Origin of the sequence: Kitasatospora sp. NPDC059648, from assembly GCF_042734825.1 — a bacterium.
In the GTDB taxonomy this organism is placed as follows: domain Bacteria; phylum Actinomycetota; class Actinomycetes; order Streptomycetales; family Streptomycetaceae; genus Kitasatospora.
Genome location: NZ_JBHWDU010000005.1, coordinates 174,545 through 191,511 on the forward strand (window position 1 = coordinate 174,545; position 16,967 = coordinate 191,511).

8 protein-coding genes, 5 pseudogenes and 1 riboswitch are annotated in these 16,967 nt (G+C 76.2%); of the genes and pseudogenes, 4 read left to right on the top strand and 9 right to left on the bottom strand.

Annotation, left to right across the window (positions count from 1 at the left end; all coding sequences use genetic code 11):
- Positions 1-64 precede the first annotated feature (64 nt).
- The 6 genes and pseudogenes from ACFV1W_RS05710 to ACFV1W_RS05735 form a co-directional block, all read right to left on the bottom strand.
- The gene (locus tag ACFV1W_RS05710) at positions 65-2,179 is read right to left on the bottom strand and encodes a hypothetical protein (RefSeq protein ID WP_380413423.1); all 2,115 of its coding nucleotides are present in this window, start codon (positions 2,177-2,179) and stop codon (positions 65-67) included.
- Entirely contained in the window at positions 2,176-5,955 is a 3,780-nt protein-coding gene (locus ACFV1W_RS05715; protein WP_380413424.1) for a DUF5682 family protein, read from the bottom strand. The genes ACFV1W_RS05710 and ACFV1W_RS05715 overlap by 4 nt, the downstream gene beginning before the upstream one ends.
- A gap of 2 nt (positions 5,956-5,957) precedes the next feature.
- Positions 5,958-7,127: an AAA family ATPase gene (locus ACFV1W_RS05720; RefSeq protein ID WP_380413426.1), complete on the bottom strand. Its 1,170-nt coding sequence runs from the start codon at positions 7,125-7,127 to the stop codon at positions 5,958-5,960.
- Positions 7,124-12,193, bottom strand: a complete 5,070-nt coding sequence (locus ACFV1W_RS05725) for a hypothetical protein (RefSeq protein ID WP_380413427.1) — start codon at positions 12,191-12,193, stop codon at positions 7,124-7,126. The genes ACFV1W_RS05720 and ACFV1W_RS05725 overlap by 4 nt, the downstream gene beginning before the upstream one ends.
- Positions 12,190-13,047, bottom strand: coding sequence for a DUF4132 domain-containing protein (locus ACFV1W_RS05730; RefSeq protein ID WP_380413429.1), 858 nt, complete (start codon positions 13,045-13,047; stop codon positions 12,190-12,192). The genes ACFV1W_RS05725 and ACFV1W_RS05730 overlap by 4 nt, the downstream gene beginning before the upstream one ends.
- 180 nt (positions 13,048-13,227) lie before the next feature.
- A pseudogene (locus ACFV1W_RS05735) lies at positions 13,228-13,665 on the bottom strand (ABC transporter ATP-binding protein); the annotation flags it as partial.
- Between the two features lie 23 nt (positions 13,666-13,688).
- Between ACFV1W_RS05735 and ACFV1W_RS05740 the strand changes: the two are divergent.
- The 3 genes and pseudogenes from ACFV1W_RS05740 to ACFV1W_RS05750 all read left to right on the top strand — a co-directional run.
- Positions 13,689-13,949: pseudogene (locus ACFV1W_RS05740) on the top strand (iron chelate uptake ABC transporter family permease subunit); the annotation flags it as partial.
- Between the two features lie 2 nt (positions 13,950-13,951).
- Positions 13,952-14,288, top strand: a pseudogene (locus ACFV1W_RS05745) (alpha/beta hydrolase-fold protein); the annotation flags it as partial.
- An 80-nt stretch (positions 14,289-14,368) separates the two neighbouring features.
- A riboswitch (guanidine-III (ykkC-III) riboswitch) is annotated at positions 14,369-14,436 on the top strand.
- A 12-nt stretch (positions 14,437-14,448) separates the two neighbouring features.
- Positions 14,449-15,306: an MBL fold metallo-hydrolase gene (locus ACFV1W_RS05750; protein ID WP_380413430.1), complete on the top strand. Its 858-nt coding sequence runs from the start codon at positions 14,449-14,451 to the stop codon at positions 15,304-15,306.
- A 6-nt stretch (positions 15,307-15,312) separates the two neighbouring features.
- Here the strand turns inward: ACFV1W_RS05750 and ACFV1W_RS05755 are convergent, their stop codons facing one another.
- A complete protein-coding gene (locus ACFV1W_RS05755; protein WP_380413431.1) occupies positions 15,313-15,594 on the bottom strand; it encodes a hypothetical protein in 282 nt (93 codons plus the stop codon).
- Positions 15,595-15,694: 100 nt separating this feature from the next.
- On the opposite strand from ACFV1W_RS05755, the gene ACFV1W_RS05760 reads away from it, so the two are divergent.
- Positions 15,695-16,252, top strand: a complete 558-nt coding sequence (locus tag ACFV1W_RS05760; protein ID WP_380413433.1) for a hypothetical protein — start codon at positions 15,695-15,697, stop codon at positions 16,250-16,252.
- Positions 16,253-16,276: 24 nt separating this feature from the next.
- Here the strand turns inward: ACFV1W_RS05760 and ACFV1W_RS05765 are convergent.
- A pseudogene (locus ACFV1W_RS05765) lies at positions 16,277-16,847 on the bottom strand (MFS transporter); the annotation flags it as partial.
- A 13-nt stretch (positions 16,848-16,860) separates the two neighbouring features.
- Positions 16,861-16,967 (bottom strand): annotated as a pseudogene (locus ACFV1W_RS05770) (IS5/IS1182 family transposase); the annotation flags it as partial.

A 16,967-nucleotide genomic window follows, 5' to 3' on the forward strand; every position in this document is an offset into this window, starting at 1 on the left:
GGTGTCTCCTCTCCCACGAGTATGCCAGTTTGCGCCGGTAATCGGTCTCTGCAAATACTTCGGCTCATGCCCGGGCCGCCGTCTGCGCGGCCCCCTCGGTCGCGGTTCCGTCGGCTCCCCAGGCGGCGGAGCAGAGCGCGGTGGCCAGCGCCTCGGTGTAGTCGGCGGCGGCGAGCCAGGCCGTGGCGAAGGCGTCGTGGTCATCGGGGACGACCCGGCCGAAAACGTCCCGACGCTGGTCCGCCGCGGCCGCCCGAAGGCCGTCCAGGAGCTGGGCGGCGGTGGCCAGCCCGGCGGCGCGCAGCAGGCTCCGGTCGGCCGCCGCCGTGGCCGCGCTCGGGGCGAGGGCGAACCGGCCGGTGGTCACCGCCTGCTCCACCCTGCGGCCGAGCACGTGTACGGGCGGGCCGGTTGGGGGCGCGGTCGGGAACTCGGGCAGGGGCTCTGCCGGGTGACCGCCCCGGGGCGCAGCGGGCGGGGTGCCGGCGGGCTGGAGGTCGGCTGTCTGGAGGTCGGCTGTCTGGAGGTCGGCCGTCTGCAGCCGTTCCAGGCCGAGGTTGGCCCGGCCCGCCCGGTCGGCGGCGAGGGCGAGACGCACGGGCGCGGGCCGGTCGGCGGTGGGTTGGTCGGCGGTGGGTTGGTCGGCGGTGGGTTGGTCGGCGGTGGGTTGGTCGGGGACGGGTTGGTCGGTGATGGGCTGGTCGCCGCCGGGCCGGCCGGGGATGTCCGGGGGTGTGCCGATCGCGAGCAGGCGCAGCTGCGGGCGGTCGGCCCGCTCCAGGCGGCCGATCAGCCGCAGCCGCAGGCCGGGGGCGGTGGCGAGCAGGGCGAGGTTGGCCCGGAAGGCCAGGTCGGGGTGCTCGTGCCCCGGGCGCAGCGCGACCACCAGGTCGCTCCCGGCGGCACGGGCGAGCAGCTGGGGCGCCCCTCCGGGGCCGGTCGGGGCCGTGCCCAGCAGGGTGGCGTCCAGGAACAGCAGGTCGCTTCCGGCCGGCCGGCTCTCGTACGGCAGTTCCTGCGCCGCGAGGGCCCGCGCCACCTGGGCGGCGGGCGGCTCGGACCACAGCCGGGCCACCGGCTCCACCGTCCAGTCCGCCCCGGCCGCGCGGACCGCCCGTACGGAGGCTCCGGCGCCCAGCCGTCCGGTGGCCGACCGCGTCGCGCCCTGGACGGCCAGCCCGGCGCGGCTGAACTCGCGGTGGCTGAGCGCGGCGTCCCCCAGCCGCACCGTACGGCTGCCCGCGCCGAGGGCCAGCGGGGCGGCCGTCGCGGCGTCGCCGTGCGGGGTCACCTCGGCGACCGTGCTGAGCCGGCGTCCGGCCTCCACCGCCCAGCTGACCGCGCCCACGTGGGTCGCGGTCAGCACCGGCTCGGCGAACAGCCCGTACAACCGCAGGCCGCCCTCCTCCGCGTAGGCCTGGCGTGCGGTGCCGCGCAGGGCCGGGAGCGGCGTGGGGTCCGGAACGTCGAGGGGCGCGACCAGGGCCACGGTGAGGCCGAGCAGCTCGCGCAGGGCCGACACCAAGTCCGCCAGCCGGTGCTCGGGCGCGCCGGAACGCGCCGCGCGCACCCTGGTCACCACCGTGACCGCCGCCGCGGCCGGACGGTACAACCCCACCACGCGCGCGCGGTGCGCGGCCCGCAGCAGTTCGGCCTGGGAGACGGCGCCCGCACCGCTCACCCCGGCGGCCAGCAGGGCGCAGGCGGCCCGGTGGAGGTGCCGGGCGGCGGCGAGTTCGGGCGGAGTGAGGGCGGCGGGTTCGGGTCGGGGCGCGGGTTCCGGTGCTGCCGGGGTTGCGGGTGTCCCGGGTTCGAATGCCCCTGCGTCAGCGGCGGCGTCAGCGGCGTCGGAGGCTTCGGCGACGTCCTCGGTCGCCTCCGCCAGCGGGCAGAGGCTGACGGCGGCGGCGCGGTGGACGCAGGCAGGGGCCAGCAGGCATCCGCACCGGACGCCGGCCGGGTCGGCGACGGCCCCGCCCGGGGCGTCCAGGACGAGCAGGACCTCCTCGTCCACCTGTACCCGCCACTCGTCGCCGTCCCGGGTCAGCGGGCGCTGCGCCAGCTTCGCCGCCGCGCCGTCCAGCCGTTTCTGCAGCCGGGCGCTCAGCCCGGACACCACCTCGGCGACCACCTCGGGCCGGACGCCCGGCCAGCCGTTCTCCTGCGTCGTCGCGTTCATCGCACCTTCTCCCCCACCCAGTGGGCCAGTTCCAGCGGGCTCAGTGCCGCCACGGGCATACCGGCCGCGACCAGCTGCCCGGCGACCGCCTTCGAGTACCGGGCCTTCCCGGTGTCGTCCAGTGCCGCGCAGCCGAGCAGGTGCACGCCGGAGTCCACCAGCGCCCTGGTCTGGGCGAGCAGCCCGTTGACCGGGCCGCCCTCCTCGAAGTCGCTGACCACCGCGATCAGCGTCCTCGACGGCACCGTCACCAGCTCGCGCGCGTAGCGCAATCCGGTCGCGATGCTGGTACCGCCGCCGACCCGCACCTCCAGCAGCAGGCTCAGCGGGTCCGCCACCCGCTCCGTCAGATCGAGGACCTCGGTGGAGAAGGCGACGAAGTGGGTGCTCAGGGACGGCACTCCGGCCAGGATCGAGGCGGTGAGCGCCGCCCAGACCGTGGAGGCCTCCATCGATCCCGAGACGTCCACCACCAGGATCAGCCGCCAGTCGTTGGCCTGCCGCGCCCTGGTCCGGAACACCGGGCGCTCCGGCACGACCAAGGTGCCGACGCCGTCCGGTGCGGGACGGGCGGTGGCGAGGTTGGCCCGGATGGTCCGGTGGAGGTCCAGTCCGCCACCCGGACGCCGGGACGGGCGCGGCACGCTGATCCCGGTCAGCGCCGGGCGCAGCCTGGTCGCCAGCTCGCGGCTCAACTCGTCCACCATCCGCCGCACCAGCGGGCGCAGCCGCGCCACCCGGGCCTCGGGCAGGCCGCCCGCGTGGTCCAGCACCGTCCGCAGCAGGTCGACCGACGGGCGGACGGCGGACGGGTCGATCGACTCCAGGACGTCCGTCCGGCCCTGGGCGACGGCGGCCGCCAGCACCTCCTCCCTCAGGCCGGGGCCGAACAGCGCCTCCAGTTCCTCGGCCCACTCGCGTACCCCTGGGAAGGGCGCCTCGCGACCGCCCCGGTCGCCCAGGCCCGGGCCGGAGCCCTCGCCGTGCCCGCTGCCGTACAACTCGTCCAGCGCGGTGGCCAGTCGGGCGCTGCGGCCGGACAGGCCGCCGGTGCCGGGCCGGCCGAGCAGGAGGCGCCAGCGCTCGGCCGGGGTGAGGGTGTGCGGGCCGGTGCCCGGCGGCTGGGTGGTGGGTGCGGGGGTTGGTGTGGGTGTGGGTGTTGGTTCGGGTGTTGGTGGAGGGGTGGGGGCCGGGTCCACGGGTGCCTGCGGTGCCAGCCCCCGACGGGCGAGGACCGCGCGGGCGGCGAGGTCCGCGCGGACCCAGCTCGCCACCACGGCCGGGTCGGCAGCCTCGGGCAGGGCGGCGAGACGGGTGCCGAGCCGCTCCTCGACCAGGGCCAGCAGCCGGTCGCGGGCCGCCGGGCTCAGCGTGTCGAAACCGCCGCGCAGCGCGGGCAGCCGGTCCAGGAAGGCGGTGTCGGACAGTGACGTCACCCGCTCCAGCACGGGTTCGAGCGCCTCGGGTGCGCTGTCGAACAGCCCCTCGGCCGCGGTCAACAACCCGACCAGCGCCCGCCCGAGCGACTGCCGCGCGGATACGTCGGTCGCCCCGTCCACCCAGGACGCGGCCCGGCCGCCGAACGCCCCGGCCGGTTCCTGCCCGAGCAGCACCCGCACCGCCCCGGCCGCACCCCGCACCAACGGACTCCCCCGCTCCGCGAGTTCGCCCAGCGCGTAGCCCAGCCGCACCCCGCCCAGCCGATCCGCCCGCCGCGCCAGCTCCACCAGCGCCCGCGCATCCGCCGGGTCGTCCGACCCGCCCAGCCCCTCCACCTGCCGCACCGCGGCGGCGGTCAGCAGTTCCACGGCGGAGTGGAAGGGGTCGGCGGGGCGATGGGGCCCAGCGGTGGTGGGGGCGAGGACGGCGGCGGATTCGGTGGCGACCGGACCGGAAGGGGGCGTTGGGCCTGCCCCGTCGGACACGACCGCCGGGTCGGTGGCCGCCGGGTCGGCCGGAGGCTCCGCTGCGGTACCGGGTACGGGCACCGCTGCGCCGGTGAGGGTCGGGGCGAGGCCGGGGAAGTGACCGGCGGTGAGGCGGTCGAGGAGGGTGAGGGCGTCGAGGAGGTCGGGGAGGCCCGCCGTGGTCGGGAGGGTGGCGGTGAGTTGGGTGAGGCGGGTGGTGGTGAGACCGGGGAGGGCGCAGGAGGCGGCGGCGGTGAGGCCGTCGATGATCTCGCGGGGGGTGGGGTCGTCGCCGAGGCGGGTGCGCAGCGTGCCTTCGGCGGCTTGGGCGGGGGTGACGCCTCGGGTGCCGGCGACGGTGAGCGTGGCGGCGACGGTCGGGGTCCAGTGCAGGCGCCAGCGGGTGCCGAGGGTTTCGGTACCGCCCGGGCCGGTGGAGGCGACGGGCTCGGCGTAGGGGACGCCGCAGGCCGTGAGCCGGTGGAGGAGCACCTCGCGGCGGCGGTCCAGGGGGCTGCGCAGCGGGTCGAGGCGCAGTTCGCGCGGGCCCGGGTCGGTGGGCCCGGGCAGGCCGAGCTCGGCGAGCAGGGTTTCGACGGCGGGGGCGAGTCCGCTGCGCGGGGCGGCGGGGGTGGGACGCCCGGTGCGGGTGCCGACCAGGACCTGTTCGAGGGCACGGGCCACGGCCCGTCCTCTGCCGAGGGGTTCGCCCTGGGCGAGGACGGTCTGGACGGCTTCGACGAGTTCGCCGCGGCCGGGGGCTGCGTGCCCGCGCAGCCGGGCGAGGTCGCCGGCGAGGCGGACGATCTCGCGGGCGTCGGCCGGGCCGGAGGGGTGGTCCTGGGTGCGCAGCGCGGCGCAGATCCGGACGGCGGTGGCGGTGAGCGCCTCGGTGAGGCGCTCCGGGTCGCCGCCGGCGTCGAGGACGGTGTGCTGCCACTCCGGGTCGCGGATGCCCGCGGGGTAGCCGGATCGGGCGTCGAGCAGCGGGTAGGTGTACGGGATCAGCGAGAGCACGTGCCCGGGGTCGTCCGGGGCGGGCGGCTCCTCGTGAGGGAGCGGGCCGTCCAGCAGGGCCGGCGCGTGGAAGGAGCCGACGACCACGGCGATCCGTTGTCCGTCTGCCGAGGCGGCCCGGATGCGGGCGCGCATCCAGGCCTCACGGCGCAGGTCGTACGGGTCGACTCCGGGGCCGGTCTCGGCGTCGTGCCGCAGGGCCCAGCCGACCAGCAGGGCGGCGCGCCGGACGGCGTCCGGGGTGGAACCGGGAGCGGCGGTCTCGACCAGGCGGTCCCACAGGTCCTCGTCCGAGGCGCGGCCGGTGAGGCGCTGGCGCAATGCGTCCGCGACGCCGGGATCCTTCGGACCCTCGGCCCGAAGGCGGTCGTGGGCTCCTTCGGCGCCGCCGGGGGCTCCAGGGGCTCCGGGGCCGGTGCGGTGGGCGAGCGGGAGGTCGCAGGCGATGGCCTGGACGCCGTTGCGCCGGGCCCAGCGCAGCGCGACGAGTTCCGGGGAGAAGTCGGCGAAGGGGTAGAAGGCGAGTCGGCCGGAGTCGTCCGGGCCGGCCGGGGCCGCGGCGAGGGCGACCGGGGCCTCGGTGGCCGCGTCGGCGAGCCGGTCGAGCCAGGGCTGGAACTCGGCGGGCAGTTCGACCAGGACCGCCTCGGGACGGGCGGCGTCGAGCAGCGCGGGGAGGACCGCGCTGAGCGACGGTGCGTGGTGGCGCACGCCGATCAGGTAGGGCCCGGGACGGTCGGTGCCGGAGCCGGCCAGCCGGTCGGTCTCGGCGCGGACGTCGAAGTCGGCGGCAGGGTGTCCGCCGGCCCCGAGGGCGTCGTCCGGGGTGGGCTTCACCGCGCTGCTCGTCATCGTCAGGCCTCCAGCGCCGAGCGGAGCTCCCACAGGGTGCGCCAGGTGGCGGCGCCCTGTTCGGCGCGGCGGCGGACCGGCCCGTCCCAGTAGCCGAGCAGCCGGGCCGCGTCCGCCGGGTCGTCCTTGCGGACCACGCCGAGGAGTTGGCCGGGGAGGCGGCCGAGGAGGTCGCCGCCGTCGGGCAGGTAGGCGGCGGTGACGCCGAGCGCGGTGGCGACGGAGACGGCTTCGGCAGTGCTCATCACGGTGGACGGTCGCTCGACGTCCCAGCCCTCGGTGGAGCGGCCGGTGCGCAGGTCGCGGAAGGCGGTGACCAGGGCCTCCAGGACGGCGTCGTCGACGGCGTAGCTCGCACCGGCCCGGGCGACGGCGGTGGTGGACTGGCGGCGGACCAGTTCGACCTCGGCGGCGAGGCTGCCGATCGGGCCGACCGTCTCGAAGTTGAACCGCCGCTTGAGGGCGGCGGACATCTCGCTGACGCCCCTGTCCCGAAGGTTGGCGGTGGCGATCAGGGTGAAGCCCGCGGCGGCGTGCAGCTGCCCGTCCGGGGTGCCGGCCAACTCGGGTACCGCGATGCGCCGTTCGGAGAGCAGGGAGACCAGCGCGTCCTGCACCTCGGGCAGGCAGCGGGTCACCTCCTCGACCCGGGCGACGGCCCCGGTGGTCATCGCGGTGAGCACCGGGGAGGGGACGAGGGCTTCGCGGCTGGGGCCCTTGGCGAGCAGCAGGGCGTAGTTCCAGCCGTACTTGAGCTGGTCCTCGGTGGTGCCCGCGGTGCCCTGGACGGTGAGCGCGCTGGTGCCGCAGACGGCGGCGGCGAGGAGCTCGGAGAGCATCGACTTGGCGGTGCCGGGCTCGCCGACGAGCAGCAGGCCACGCTCCCCGGCAAGGGTGACGACGCAGCGTTCGACCAGGGCGCGCTCGCCGACGAACTTGGGCTCGATCACCAGGCTGCGGCGCCCGGCCTTGAGCTTCTCGCCGCCGCTGCCCATGACGAAGGTGACGACCGCGCGCGGGGTGAGGCGCCAGCCGGGCGGGCGCGGGCCGCCGTCGTGGGCGGCCAGGAACTCCAGTTCGGCGGCGTGCTTCTCCTCGGGCGGGACGATCTGCCGTACCGGGGAGTCGGCGGCGGCGGTGGTGACGGTGGTGGTCACGGCGGTGGTGGTCATCGGCGGGCCTTCCTGCGCTTGCCGGTCTGGAGCTCTTCGTAGCCGGGGACGTCGCCGTCGACGGTGCGCTGCCACGCGAGGGCGAACAGCTCCGGGACGGGCAGGTGCGGCAGCACCGGCTGGTGGGTGGGCAGTTCGTACAGGGCGGCCTTCCAGGTCTCCACCGGCAGGGCGGGCGCCTTGGCCTCCTGCCAGCCGCCGGGCAGGAAGAGGCTTCGGCCGGCCCGGGCCCGCTTGGCCTCCAGCACCAGGCCCGCGGCCGCGAGCTCGGCGCGGGCGCGCTTGAGCCGGGCGGGCTTCCAGCCCGTCCAGCGGGCGGTGTTGCGGTCGGTCGGGTCGGGCAGGGCGAGCAGTTGGAGGTGGAGCGCGGCCGCGTCCTCGCCGAGGCCGTGGGTGCGGGCCGCCTCGGCGACCAGCTCGGGGGCGGACAGCTGCGGGTTCTGCAGCCAGGCCGGGCCGTCGCCGGTGGCCGTCACCGCGGCGGCGGAGGCGGCCAGGCGCTCCGGTTCGCCGCGCAGGACGGACTGGATCGCGGCCCGCTCGGTACCGAACCAGTAGCTGCCGGAGAGCCCGTCGAGCAGTTCGAGCAGGGGGTCGTCCGGGCCGGTGAGGGCGGCCGGGCGCAGCCAGACCCGCTCGAACTCGGCGTGGTACGGGGTGAGGACGAGCGCCGGGCCGCAACGGACCAGGCCGTCCGGGTCGGCCCCGCCCTCGGCGGGCAGGCCGAAGTGGGGGCGCAGTACGGCGGCCAGCGAGGCGCCCTTGGCGGTGCGGACAAGATCGAGGTCGAGCAGCAGCTCCGGGTCGGCCAGCCGCTCGCGCAGCGCGGTGGCGGCCCGGGGCATCAGCGGTCGCAGCGGGCTGTCGGCGGGCAGGTGGTAGGCGAGCCAGCGCAGGGCGCGGATGGTGGTGCCCAGCGCTCCGGACTCGGGGACGGCGGAGGCGTCCTCGGGCGCCAGTCGCGGGGTGCCGTGGCCGTCGTCGGTGAGCCGGAAGGTGGTGGTGCCGGTCAGCCAGGGGGTGTGGCCGGGGTTGAGCACCGCCTCGATGGTGGTGATGGGCACGCCCTGGACGCCGGCCTGCGCCTCCTCGGGGAGGGTGACGAGCCGTCCGAAGTGGCGGATCCAGGCCTCGGCACCGGCGGCGAGGTCGGGGCCCTCGGTCCACAGCCGCTTCGGGTCGTCGGTGGGCAGCAGGGCGGCCCAGACGCCGGCGATGCCGTCGTGGTCGTGTCCGCGCAGCCAGTGCTGGGCGGCCCTGACCTCGGCGGGCTTGAGGCCGTACTCGGCGGGCACCTGGGCGTTGCCCCAGTGCAGCAGGCCGGACGGCGGGCTGAGCAGCAGGGTGGCGCGGGTGGTGCCGATACCGGTGAGTTCGGCGAAGGCGGCAGCGCGGGCGCCGTCCCACGGGAGGGTCCCGCGCAGGGCGGCGACCCTGCAGAACTTGGCGACCCAGGCGGCGCTGACCCGCTCCTCGGTGCCGCGCTCCTCGACGGTGGTGAAGTGGGCGACGGGACCGAACCCGCCGCTCGGGTCGTGGTCGACGGCGAGCCAGTGCACCGTGCCGTCGGTGTACTGGCGGCGGTGGCCGAGGATGACCACGGTGCGGTCGCCGCGGCGCAGCACCTCGCCCTGGCGGTGGCCGGCCGGCCGGCTGGTCCCGGTGCTGTCGGCGGGCTCGGCGAGGACGATCTCGCGCAGGGTGGCGCCGCGGTCGGCGAGCGGGCCCTTGCTGAGTTCGCTGAGCAGCAGCACCAGCGAGGAGCGGTGGGCCGGGTCGGTGAGCGGTGCGGCGACGGCGTGGGCCAGGACGTCCAGCCGGCCGAGCAGGTGCAGCCAGCCGTGGTTGGCGTCGCCGCCCTGCACGGTGACGGTCGCCGGGGTGCTCCAGCCCTCGCCGCTCGCGGCGGGCGGGTCGGCGAGGACGGCGCTGACGGCGCGCAGGTTGTTGAGCGTCCAGCAGCGGTCGGAGCTGCCCCAGCCGCCGCCGAAGCCGCCGATCCCGGGGAGCACCGTGCCGACGGCGTCGCGCAGTTCGTGGTCGCGGCCGTGCGCGGGCCGCCACTCGGCCGCCTCGGCCTTGGTGGGCCGTTCGGCGTCGGGCTGCGGGAGGAAGCGGGCCGTCCGGTCGAGCAGGTCGGCGGCGGCGCGGGCGAGCCCGGCGACGCCGGCCAGCAGCAACGGGTGGGTGATGCCGGGCAGGGCGGCGCCGACCGCCTCGACCGGCAGGCTGTTGCGGGCCTCGCCGCGCTGGGCGAGCGGGCGCCGGACGCCCTGGACGGTCAGCCAGCGCTGCTCGTCCTCCGGGACGGGTTCGGTGTCGACGGGCCAGGCGAGGTCGATCAGCTGGGCGGCCTGCTCGGCGGTCAGGGCGCGCAGGACCCGGGAGCCCGCCTCGTCGCGGGGCCGCAGGGCGTGCCAGTGGTCGTACGGCGGGACCAGCGCCGTGCCGGCGGCGGCGAGTTCGCCCGGCTTGCAGGAGCGCAGGGCGGTGGTGCGGTCGGAGCGTTCGGCGAGGTCGGGCAGGCCGAGGTCGAGGAACTCGCCGGTGCGGCTCACCACCGGGCCCTGCGCGCCGGGCAGGGCGAGCCGGCCGACCGGAAGGACGTGGGTGTCGTTGTGGTCGTTCAGCGGCAGGACGATGCGCCGTCCGTCGGCGGTGAAGGTGGTGACGGCGCGTCCGGGGTCGCGGCGGACCCAGCTGCCGAGCACGGTGCCGTCGGTGCCGAGCGGGGTGCCCTCCAGGCCGGGCTGCACCGGGAGCAGAGCGGTGCTGCCGATGACGAGCCGGCCGGCCTCGGCCGTGGCGGCGATCAGGGGCGGTTCGGCGGTGCGGCCCAGGATGCCCGTGGCCGGGTCGAGTTCGCGCAGGACGAGGCCGCCGTCCTGGGCGTGGCGCACCGTCCAGTGGCCCGTGCCGTCGCCGAGGACGGGGTGCTCCTCGGGCAGGGTGGTGTCGCCGGGGTGCAGCGGGCGGGTGCCGGTGGTGCGGCCGCCGCCGGGCAGTGGCAGGGAGGCGGCTTCCGGGTGGCGGTCGCCGTAGTAGTAGCCGGTGATGGTCCGGCCGGTCAGCTCGAAGGTCTGGTCCGGTCGGCCGGACCAGTACGCCTTCTGCTCCCGGCCCTCGGACCAGACGACGAGGAGTTCGCCGTCGACGAACCGCAGCCGGGGCCGGTTGCGCACGCCCGGCAGCGGGGGCAGTCGCAGGGTGTGTTCCAGCACGATGCCCTGCGGCCCTACCACGAGGGCCCGGTCGTGGCGGGCGAGGACCAGGTACGGCCAGGCGTCCTCGACGATCAGGTCGTTCAGGCCCCGGATGCGGTGGCCGGGGGCGGTGTCCGGGAGAGCGTCCGGGGCGGGCGGGTCGGCGAGCCGGCCGAGCGCCTCCTCCAGGGCGGGCCAGCCGAGTTCGTCCAGGATGCCGGTGGCGAGGGCGCGGGTGAGCAGCCCGGTGACGTCGAGCGCGGCGATCCTCGCGGCGGCTGCCGGGGCGACCGTGCGGATGGCGGTGCGGTACTGCGTCAGCGAGCGGACCAGGTCGTCGGCGCCGGCCAGGCCGCGGACGGCGGCGAGTTCGTCGGCGCGCTCCTCGGCCCACTCCGTGAACAGCTCGTTCAGCAGCGGCAGGACGGCGGCCCGGTGCCGGACGGCCGCCTCCCAGGCGGACGGGGCGGAGCGGCGCAGCAGCGGCCGGAAGCGCTCGTCGGCGGCGACGGCCGCGAGGGCGGCGGCGTCCGGACCGCTCTGGCCGACCCACTCGCGCAGGTCGAAGCCCAGGCCGGCCGGCGGGTCGGCGACCGGGACGCCCGCGGCCAGCAGCAGGTTCAGCAGGTCGAGTCGGGTGTGGCTGACGCGGATGCCGGTGAACAGGTCGACCGGGACGTCGTCGGCGCGCAGCCGCTCGACCATCCGCCCGGCCAGGGCGAGGGTGGCCGGGCAGCTGGGGCGGCTGCGCCAGCCGCGGCCGAGGTGGTGGCACCAGCGCTGGAGCCAGGCGGCGGCGGGCTCGGCGCCCTCGGGGCGGGCGCCGGTGAGCAGCGCCTCCGCGCCGGTCTCGGCGAGGACCGCCAGCCAGGCGGTGTCGTGCGGGGCGGCGTCGGTGCCGGAGGCGGCCGGATCGGGCAGCAGCTCCAGCAGGCGGGTGCGGACGGCGGCGTCGTTCCTGCCCAGGTCGACCAGCGCGCCGTGCCAGGACTTCCAGAACGCCGCGGGCGCCCGGTTGACCGCCGGGGAGTCCAGCAGCTCGGCGAGCAGGGCCCGTTCGTGCTCGGTGCGGTCCAGCCCGGCCGCCCGGATCAGCGCGCGGGCGTCCTCGGCGACGCCGGCGTACGGGGCCATGCCGGCCGCGGAGCGCTCGGTGCACAGTTGGCGGAAGCGCTGCCAGGCGGTCAGCGGGTCGAGCCGCTGGGCGAGCTCCTTGACGTACTGGCGCAGGGACTTGACGGTGAGCGCGCCGGCCAGGGCGAACTCCAGGAAGACCGCGCGCAGCCGCTCCTCGTCCACGGCCAGGTTGTGGGTGCGCTCGGCCTCGCGGGCCTTGCCGAACCAGGCGGCGGCGTACGTCCGGTTGTCGTGGGCGAGGAAGATCCGGCCGACCTCCTCGCAGAAGGTGGGCAGGAAGTGCGGCACGGCGCGGCCGAGCCGGGTGGCGAGCGCGTCGAAGCCGTCCTTGGCGGCGCCGGGCTTGGAGCGGGCCTGGCGGGCCAGCCGCTCCAGGTCCTTGACCAGGGCGAGCGCGTGGTGCCCGTTGGCGGGGTCGTGGACCAGTGCCCAGGCCGGGAAGCCGAGCGCCTCCTGGCGGACCTGGCCGACCTCGGCGGGCTCGCCCTCGGGGGCGAGGCCGAGGAACTCCAGGGCGAGGTCCTCGGCGCGGCCGAGCGCACCGGGGACCAGCCGGACGATCCGGCGGCCGTCCAGGGCGGGGTGGGCGTAGCCGCGGGCGGTCAGCACGTCGGCGGCGCTGTCGGGGCCGCCGGCGCCCGGCAGCGTGCCGGGCGGGAGGACGGCGCCGGCGTCGAGCAGCGTTTCGGGCGTCGCGGCGCCCCGGTTCGGGACGGTGGTGGTCATGCGGCTTCCTCCCCCTCGATCGTGCGGCCCGCGTACAGGGCGGCGGCCATCCTCGTGCCCTCGGACCAGGCGACCGGCCCGACCTCGGCGAGCGGCAGGGCGCGGCCGTCGGGGCCGGCCCAGCTGAGCGCGCCCGTCTCGCAGGCGTCGTACTCGTAGTAGTCGCCGACCCACACCCGGGCCTCGACGGTGCGGCCGCCCTCGGTGATCGACTGCACCGCGGAGCCGCCGCGGACCCGGCAGCCGAGCCGGGTGCAGCGCCCGACCAGCTCGCGCAGCTCGCGGTAGCGGCCGCCGGCGTAGGTGGTGACCTCGGTGCCGGCCGACGGGTCGTCGGGCCGGTGCCAGACCTCGCGGTAGAGCTGCTGGACCCGCTGGGAGACGCCGAGTTCGACGGCGAACTCGCGCAGGTCGTCGAGGTCCGGGAGGAGCACCGGGTGGGGTATCAGGACCTCGCCGTCGGTGAGGCGGACGGTGTCGCCGTCGAGGTCGACCAGGCCGAGGCCGCGCTCGGCGTCCGCGTCGCGCAGGAAGCCGGCGACGGCGCCGTCCGGGCCGGTGACCACGACGTCCCGCAGGACGGCCCGCCAGGCGTCGTCCGGCCAGACGGCGGCGAGCACGGCGGCGGGCACCGGCAGCGAGCGCACCATCCACCGCTCGACGTCCTCCTGGCAGCGACGCTCGTGCGCGGCGAGCCACTCGGAGAGCTGCTTGAGCTGGGCGACCACCGGGTCGTCACCGAGCTTCGACGGCAAGGACTTGAGCGCGCGCCCCGCAGCGTTGCGGCACACCACCCTGCCCTCGTCGTCGAGCGCGACGCGGTACCCTCCCGCGCCCGTCTCCACCCATGCCACGGCCGTACTCCTCCCACCGGGAACGACGTCTGATCTCGTGCTGACCAGCGATGCGAGGAACGTAGCGAGGGGTACTGACAACACGACGGGCGGGGGGGAGGCTCGTGGTGGGCGGGAGAGTCGAAACCACTCGCACGAGTGAGCGATGGCGGGGCGGGAAGGGCTCGGCGGGCCCCGAACTCAGGCCGTGGCGGGCGGGCCGAAGCCGGCCGGCGCGCGCGGGACGACCACCGGCGCCCCGTCGTCGGGCGCGGGCAGCACGTGGCTGTCGATGTCGTACAGCGCCCGCACCAGCGAGGCGTCCACGACCTCCCGGGGCGGCCCGCAGGCGACCACCGCGCCGTCCCGCAGGGCGACCAGCAGGTCGGCGTAACGGGCGGCCGCCGCGAGGTCGTGCAGCACCATCACCACCGTCCGCCCGCCCGCCGCGACCTGCCGGACGAGCTCCAGCACCTCCACCGCGTGCCCGAGGTCGAGCGCGCTGGTCGGCTCGTCCAGCAGCACCACCGGGGTGTCCTGGGCGAGCACGATGGCGAGCCAGCAGCGCTGGCGCTGGCCGCCGGAGAGCTGGTCGAGGCGGCGGTCGGCGAGGGCGTCGACGCCGGTGGCGCGCAGCGCCCCGGCGGTGAGCCGTTCGTCGTCCCTCCCGGGTCCGGCTCGCCTGCCTGCTGCTGGCCGTCGCGCTCGCCGGGCTGGCGGTCGGGGTCTGCGGGCCGGTCGGCTTCGTCGCCCTCGCCGCACCCGTGATCGCCGCACGACTGGCCGGCCCCTCGCGCGTGCCCGTGCTCGGCTCGGCGCTGACCGGCGCGCTGCTCGTCGTCCTCGCGGACACCGTCGGGCGGGTGCTGATCGGCGGGGTCGAAATCCCGGTCGGCATCGTGACCACCGTGCTCGGCGGACCAACGCGCTCTCCCAGTCCGGCTCCTTCTGGTGGCCGGACGGCGCCGAGTTCGGCTCCGGCAGCGAATGGCTCACCCGTCGCTTCGGCGCCGAACCGCGGCGCGAGGCCCGCTTCTACGTCGAAGTCGGCCTGCAGGAACGGCTGCTGCTCGCCCAGAACCGGCACCTGCGGGACGTCCTCACCGCACGTGGCTACGACGTCGGGTACCGCGAGTTCAACGGCGGCCACGACTACGCCTGCCGGCGCGGGCGGCCTGGCCGACGGGCTGGCGCACCTGCTGGGGTCACCCACATGGACGGTTTCGGTCGGTTCGCACACTCCCGAGGCATCAGACGCCTAACGTCGGGAGCCCACACCGGATGACCTTGGGGGGTCAGCGATGAACGCGTCCTCGCCCGCCACGCCTCCGCCGACTCCCCGAGGCAGCGCGTCGGCGCGCCGCCCCGGACGAGATGTGCGCCGTACCCGGCCCGCCAAGACGACGCACCCCTGGAGGCGTCATGGCTGCTGTCGATACACCCATCGCCCGTCCGCTGGACGTGCGGTGGATCCACGGCTCGCCGTCCGCGAAGCACAACACGGACCCGGACATCCAGGTCCACGAGTACGACGAGCACACCGTCATCCTGCGGCAGAACAAGGCGGTCAACTACGAGGCTCCGTTCCTGTTCCTGCTGTTCGGGACGGAACGGGCCGTACTGATCGACACCGGGGCGACGGCTGAGCCCGAGTACTTCCCGCTGCGCGCCGTCGTCGACGAGCTGATCACGCGACGGCTCGCCCACGACCCCCGCGACGACTACCCGCTGCTGGTCCTCCACACCCACCCGCACGGCGACCACATCGCGGGCGACGGGCAGTTCGCCGACCGGACCGACACCACGGTAGTCGGCGCCGAACTTCCCTCCGCCTGGGCGTACTTCGACTTCGACCGGGACGCCGAGGCCGTCGCCCGCGTCGACCTCGGCGGCGGGCGGGTGCTGGAATGCCTGGCCACCCCCGGGCACCACGAGGCCGCCGTCACCTACTACGACCCGTGGACGGGCTTCCTGCTCACCGGCGACACCGTCTACCCCGGCCGGCTCTACATCGACGACTGGCCCGCCTTCGGCCGCACCATCGAGCGCCTGGTCGCCTTCGCCGAGAGCCGTCCCGTGACGCACGTCCTCGGCTGCCACATCGAGATGACCCGCACACCCGGCGTCGACTACCCGATCCGCACCACGTACCAGCCCGACGAACCGCCGCTCCAGCTCACCGTCGACCATCTGCGCCGCATCCACGCAGCCGTCACCGAACTGGGCGACCGGCCCCGCCGCCACCGGATGGGCGACCTCATCCTCTGGCCGAACGAGTAGCGTCCATCAGAGGTTGGCTGCGGCGTACCGCACGTCGCCGCCGGGCTGCGGGAGCAGGTAGCCGATCTGCCGGACGTCCGGGGCGCGGCCGCCCAGCGCCGCCGCATGGGTGAAGTCGGACACCTCCCACCCGATCACCGCGAGGCTGAACGGCACGGCCCGGTACACCTCGGCACCGACGCCGGCGAGCCAGTCGTCCAACACCGCCGACCTGGTCACCTGCCGCCCGCCGCCGTACGACACCCCGGCCTGCTCCAGCGCGCCGAGCGGAACGTAGTCGGGGTTCATGCGCTCTCCTCCAACGGTCCTGCCACCGTACGACGGTATCGGCAGCCGGGCGGGTCTTCCCGCTGGTCCGAACGGGCATCCGACTGGAATGCTGACCTGCATGAACAGAGATCAACTTGGTCGGCTCATCGGCTCAGGCTTCGGGCTCGTCTTCGTCGAGGCCAATGCGGGTGCGCTGCCGACGGGGGTGGCCGTCCCGCTGCGGGCGGTCGGGGTGGCCGTGTTCCTCGCTCTGGTGCTGCTCGGGCGGCGTCGGCCACAGGCGGCGGCCGAGTCCGGGGGTGAGCCCCGGGGTGAGCCCGGGGGTGCGAGCTTCGGGGGGCGGTACTGGCTGGTGGTGGTGGCCGAGGTGGTGGCGATCGCCGTCGGGTTGGCGGTGATCAACAAGGTGCTGCACACGCCACAGGCCACGGTGGGGTGGATCGCCCTGGTGATCGGGGTGCACTTCTTCGGGCTCGCGGTCGCCTGGCAGCGGCCCGCGCTGCGCCTGCTCGGGGCGGGGATGGCGGCCTGCGGCGCGCTCGGGATGGTGCTGGCGTTCTGCGGCGCCCCCGCAGCCGTGGTCGCGCTGGTGGCCGGGATCGTGCCCGGCGCGATGCTGTTCGCCTCGGTGTGGTGGTCCGGCCGGGCGGTGGTGGCGCCCGGCCGGACGGGCTGACCCTCAGTCCGCGGCGGAGCCGACCGGCAGGCGTCGGGTGAGCAGGGCGCCGGCGGCGACCAGGGCTGCGGTGAGGGCGAGGGCGATGCGGTAGGGGGGCGTCGGCGAGGGCGCCGATCAGGGCGGCGGTCACGGCGATGCCGAGGGCGCCGCCGAGGGTGCGGAGGATGGTGAACAGGGCCATCGCCCGCCCCATGGCGGGTGGTGGGACGTCGGCGAAGCCGGCGATCTGGACGGTGAGCACGGCCGTGCCCAGGACGAGTCCGACGGCGAACATCAACCCCCGTACGGCCCAGGGGTTCTCCGCGAAGCCCAAGGCGGCGAGGACCGCCGCGGCCAGCAGCAGGGCGGGCCGGGCGAGGCGGCGCGGGCCGAGGCTGGGCAGCAGCCGGTCGACCGCCTGGGAGGCGGCCATCAGCCCGATCGCCTCGGGGAAGACGCTGAGTCCGGCGTCCAACGCCGAGGCGCCGAGGGCGTCTTGGTAGAGCAGCGGAAGGACGAACAGCGCGCCCGTCAGCCCGGCGGAGGTGAGTAGGGCGAGCCAGCTCGCCGCGCCGTAGCCGCGGTCGGCGAGCAGTCGCAGGTCCACCAGCGGTTTACTGATCGTTTCAGAATGAGGCTCGGAGTCGTCGCAGGCAGATGATGCTGCAGGCGAGTTGAAGCAGGCCCAGGTGGAGGTCGGCACGTATCTCGTAGCGGATCCGCAGGCGCTTGA

Excerpts from the sequence above, each read along its gene's own strand:
- ACFV1W_RS05710 (WP_380413423.1), bottom strand. The coding sequence starts at position 2,179 with ATGAACGCGACGACGCAGGAGAACGGCTGGCCGGGCGTCCGGCCCGAG.
- ACFV1W_RS05760 (WP_380413433.1), top strand. The coding sequence starts at position 15,695 with ATGAACAGAGATCAACTTGGTCGGCTCATCGGCTCAGGCTTCGGGCTC.
- ACFV1W_RS05750 (WP_380413430.1), top strand. The coding sequence starts at position 14,449 with ATGGCTGCTGTCGATACACCCATCGCCCGTCCGCTGGACGTGCGGTGG.
- ACFV1W_RS05755 (WP_380413431.1), bottom strand. The coding sequence starts at position 15,594 with ATGAACCCCGACTACGTTCCGCTCGGCGCGCTGGAGCAGGCCGGGGTG.
- ACFV1W_RS05720 (WP_380413426.1), bottom strand. The coding sequence starts at position 7,127 with ATGACCACCACCGCCGTGACCACCACCGTCACCACCGCCGCCGCCGAC.
- ACFV1W_RS05725 (WP_380413427.1), bottom strand. The coding sequence starts at position 12,193 with ATGACCACCACCGTCCCGAACCGGGGCGCCGCGACGCCCGAAACGCTG.
- ACFV1W_RS05715 (WP_380413424.1), bottom strand. The coding sequence starts at position 5,955 with ATGACGAGCAGCGCGGTGAAGCCCACCCCGGACGACGCCCTCGGGGCC.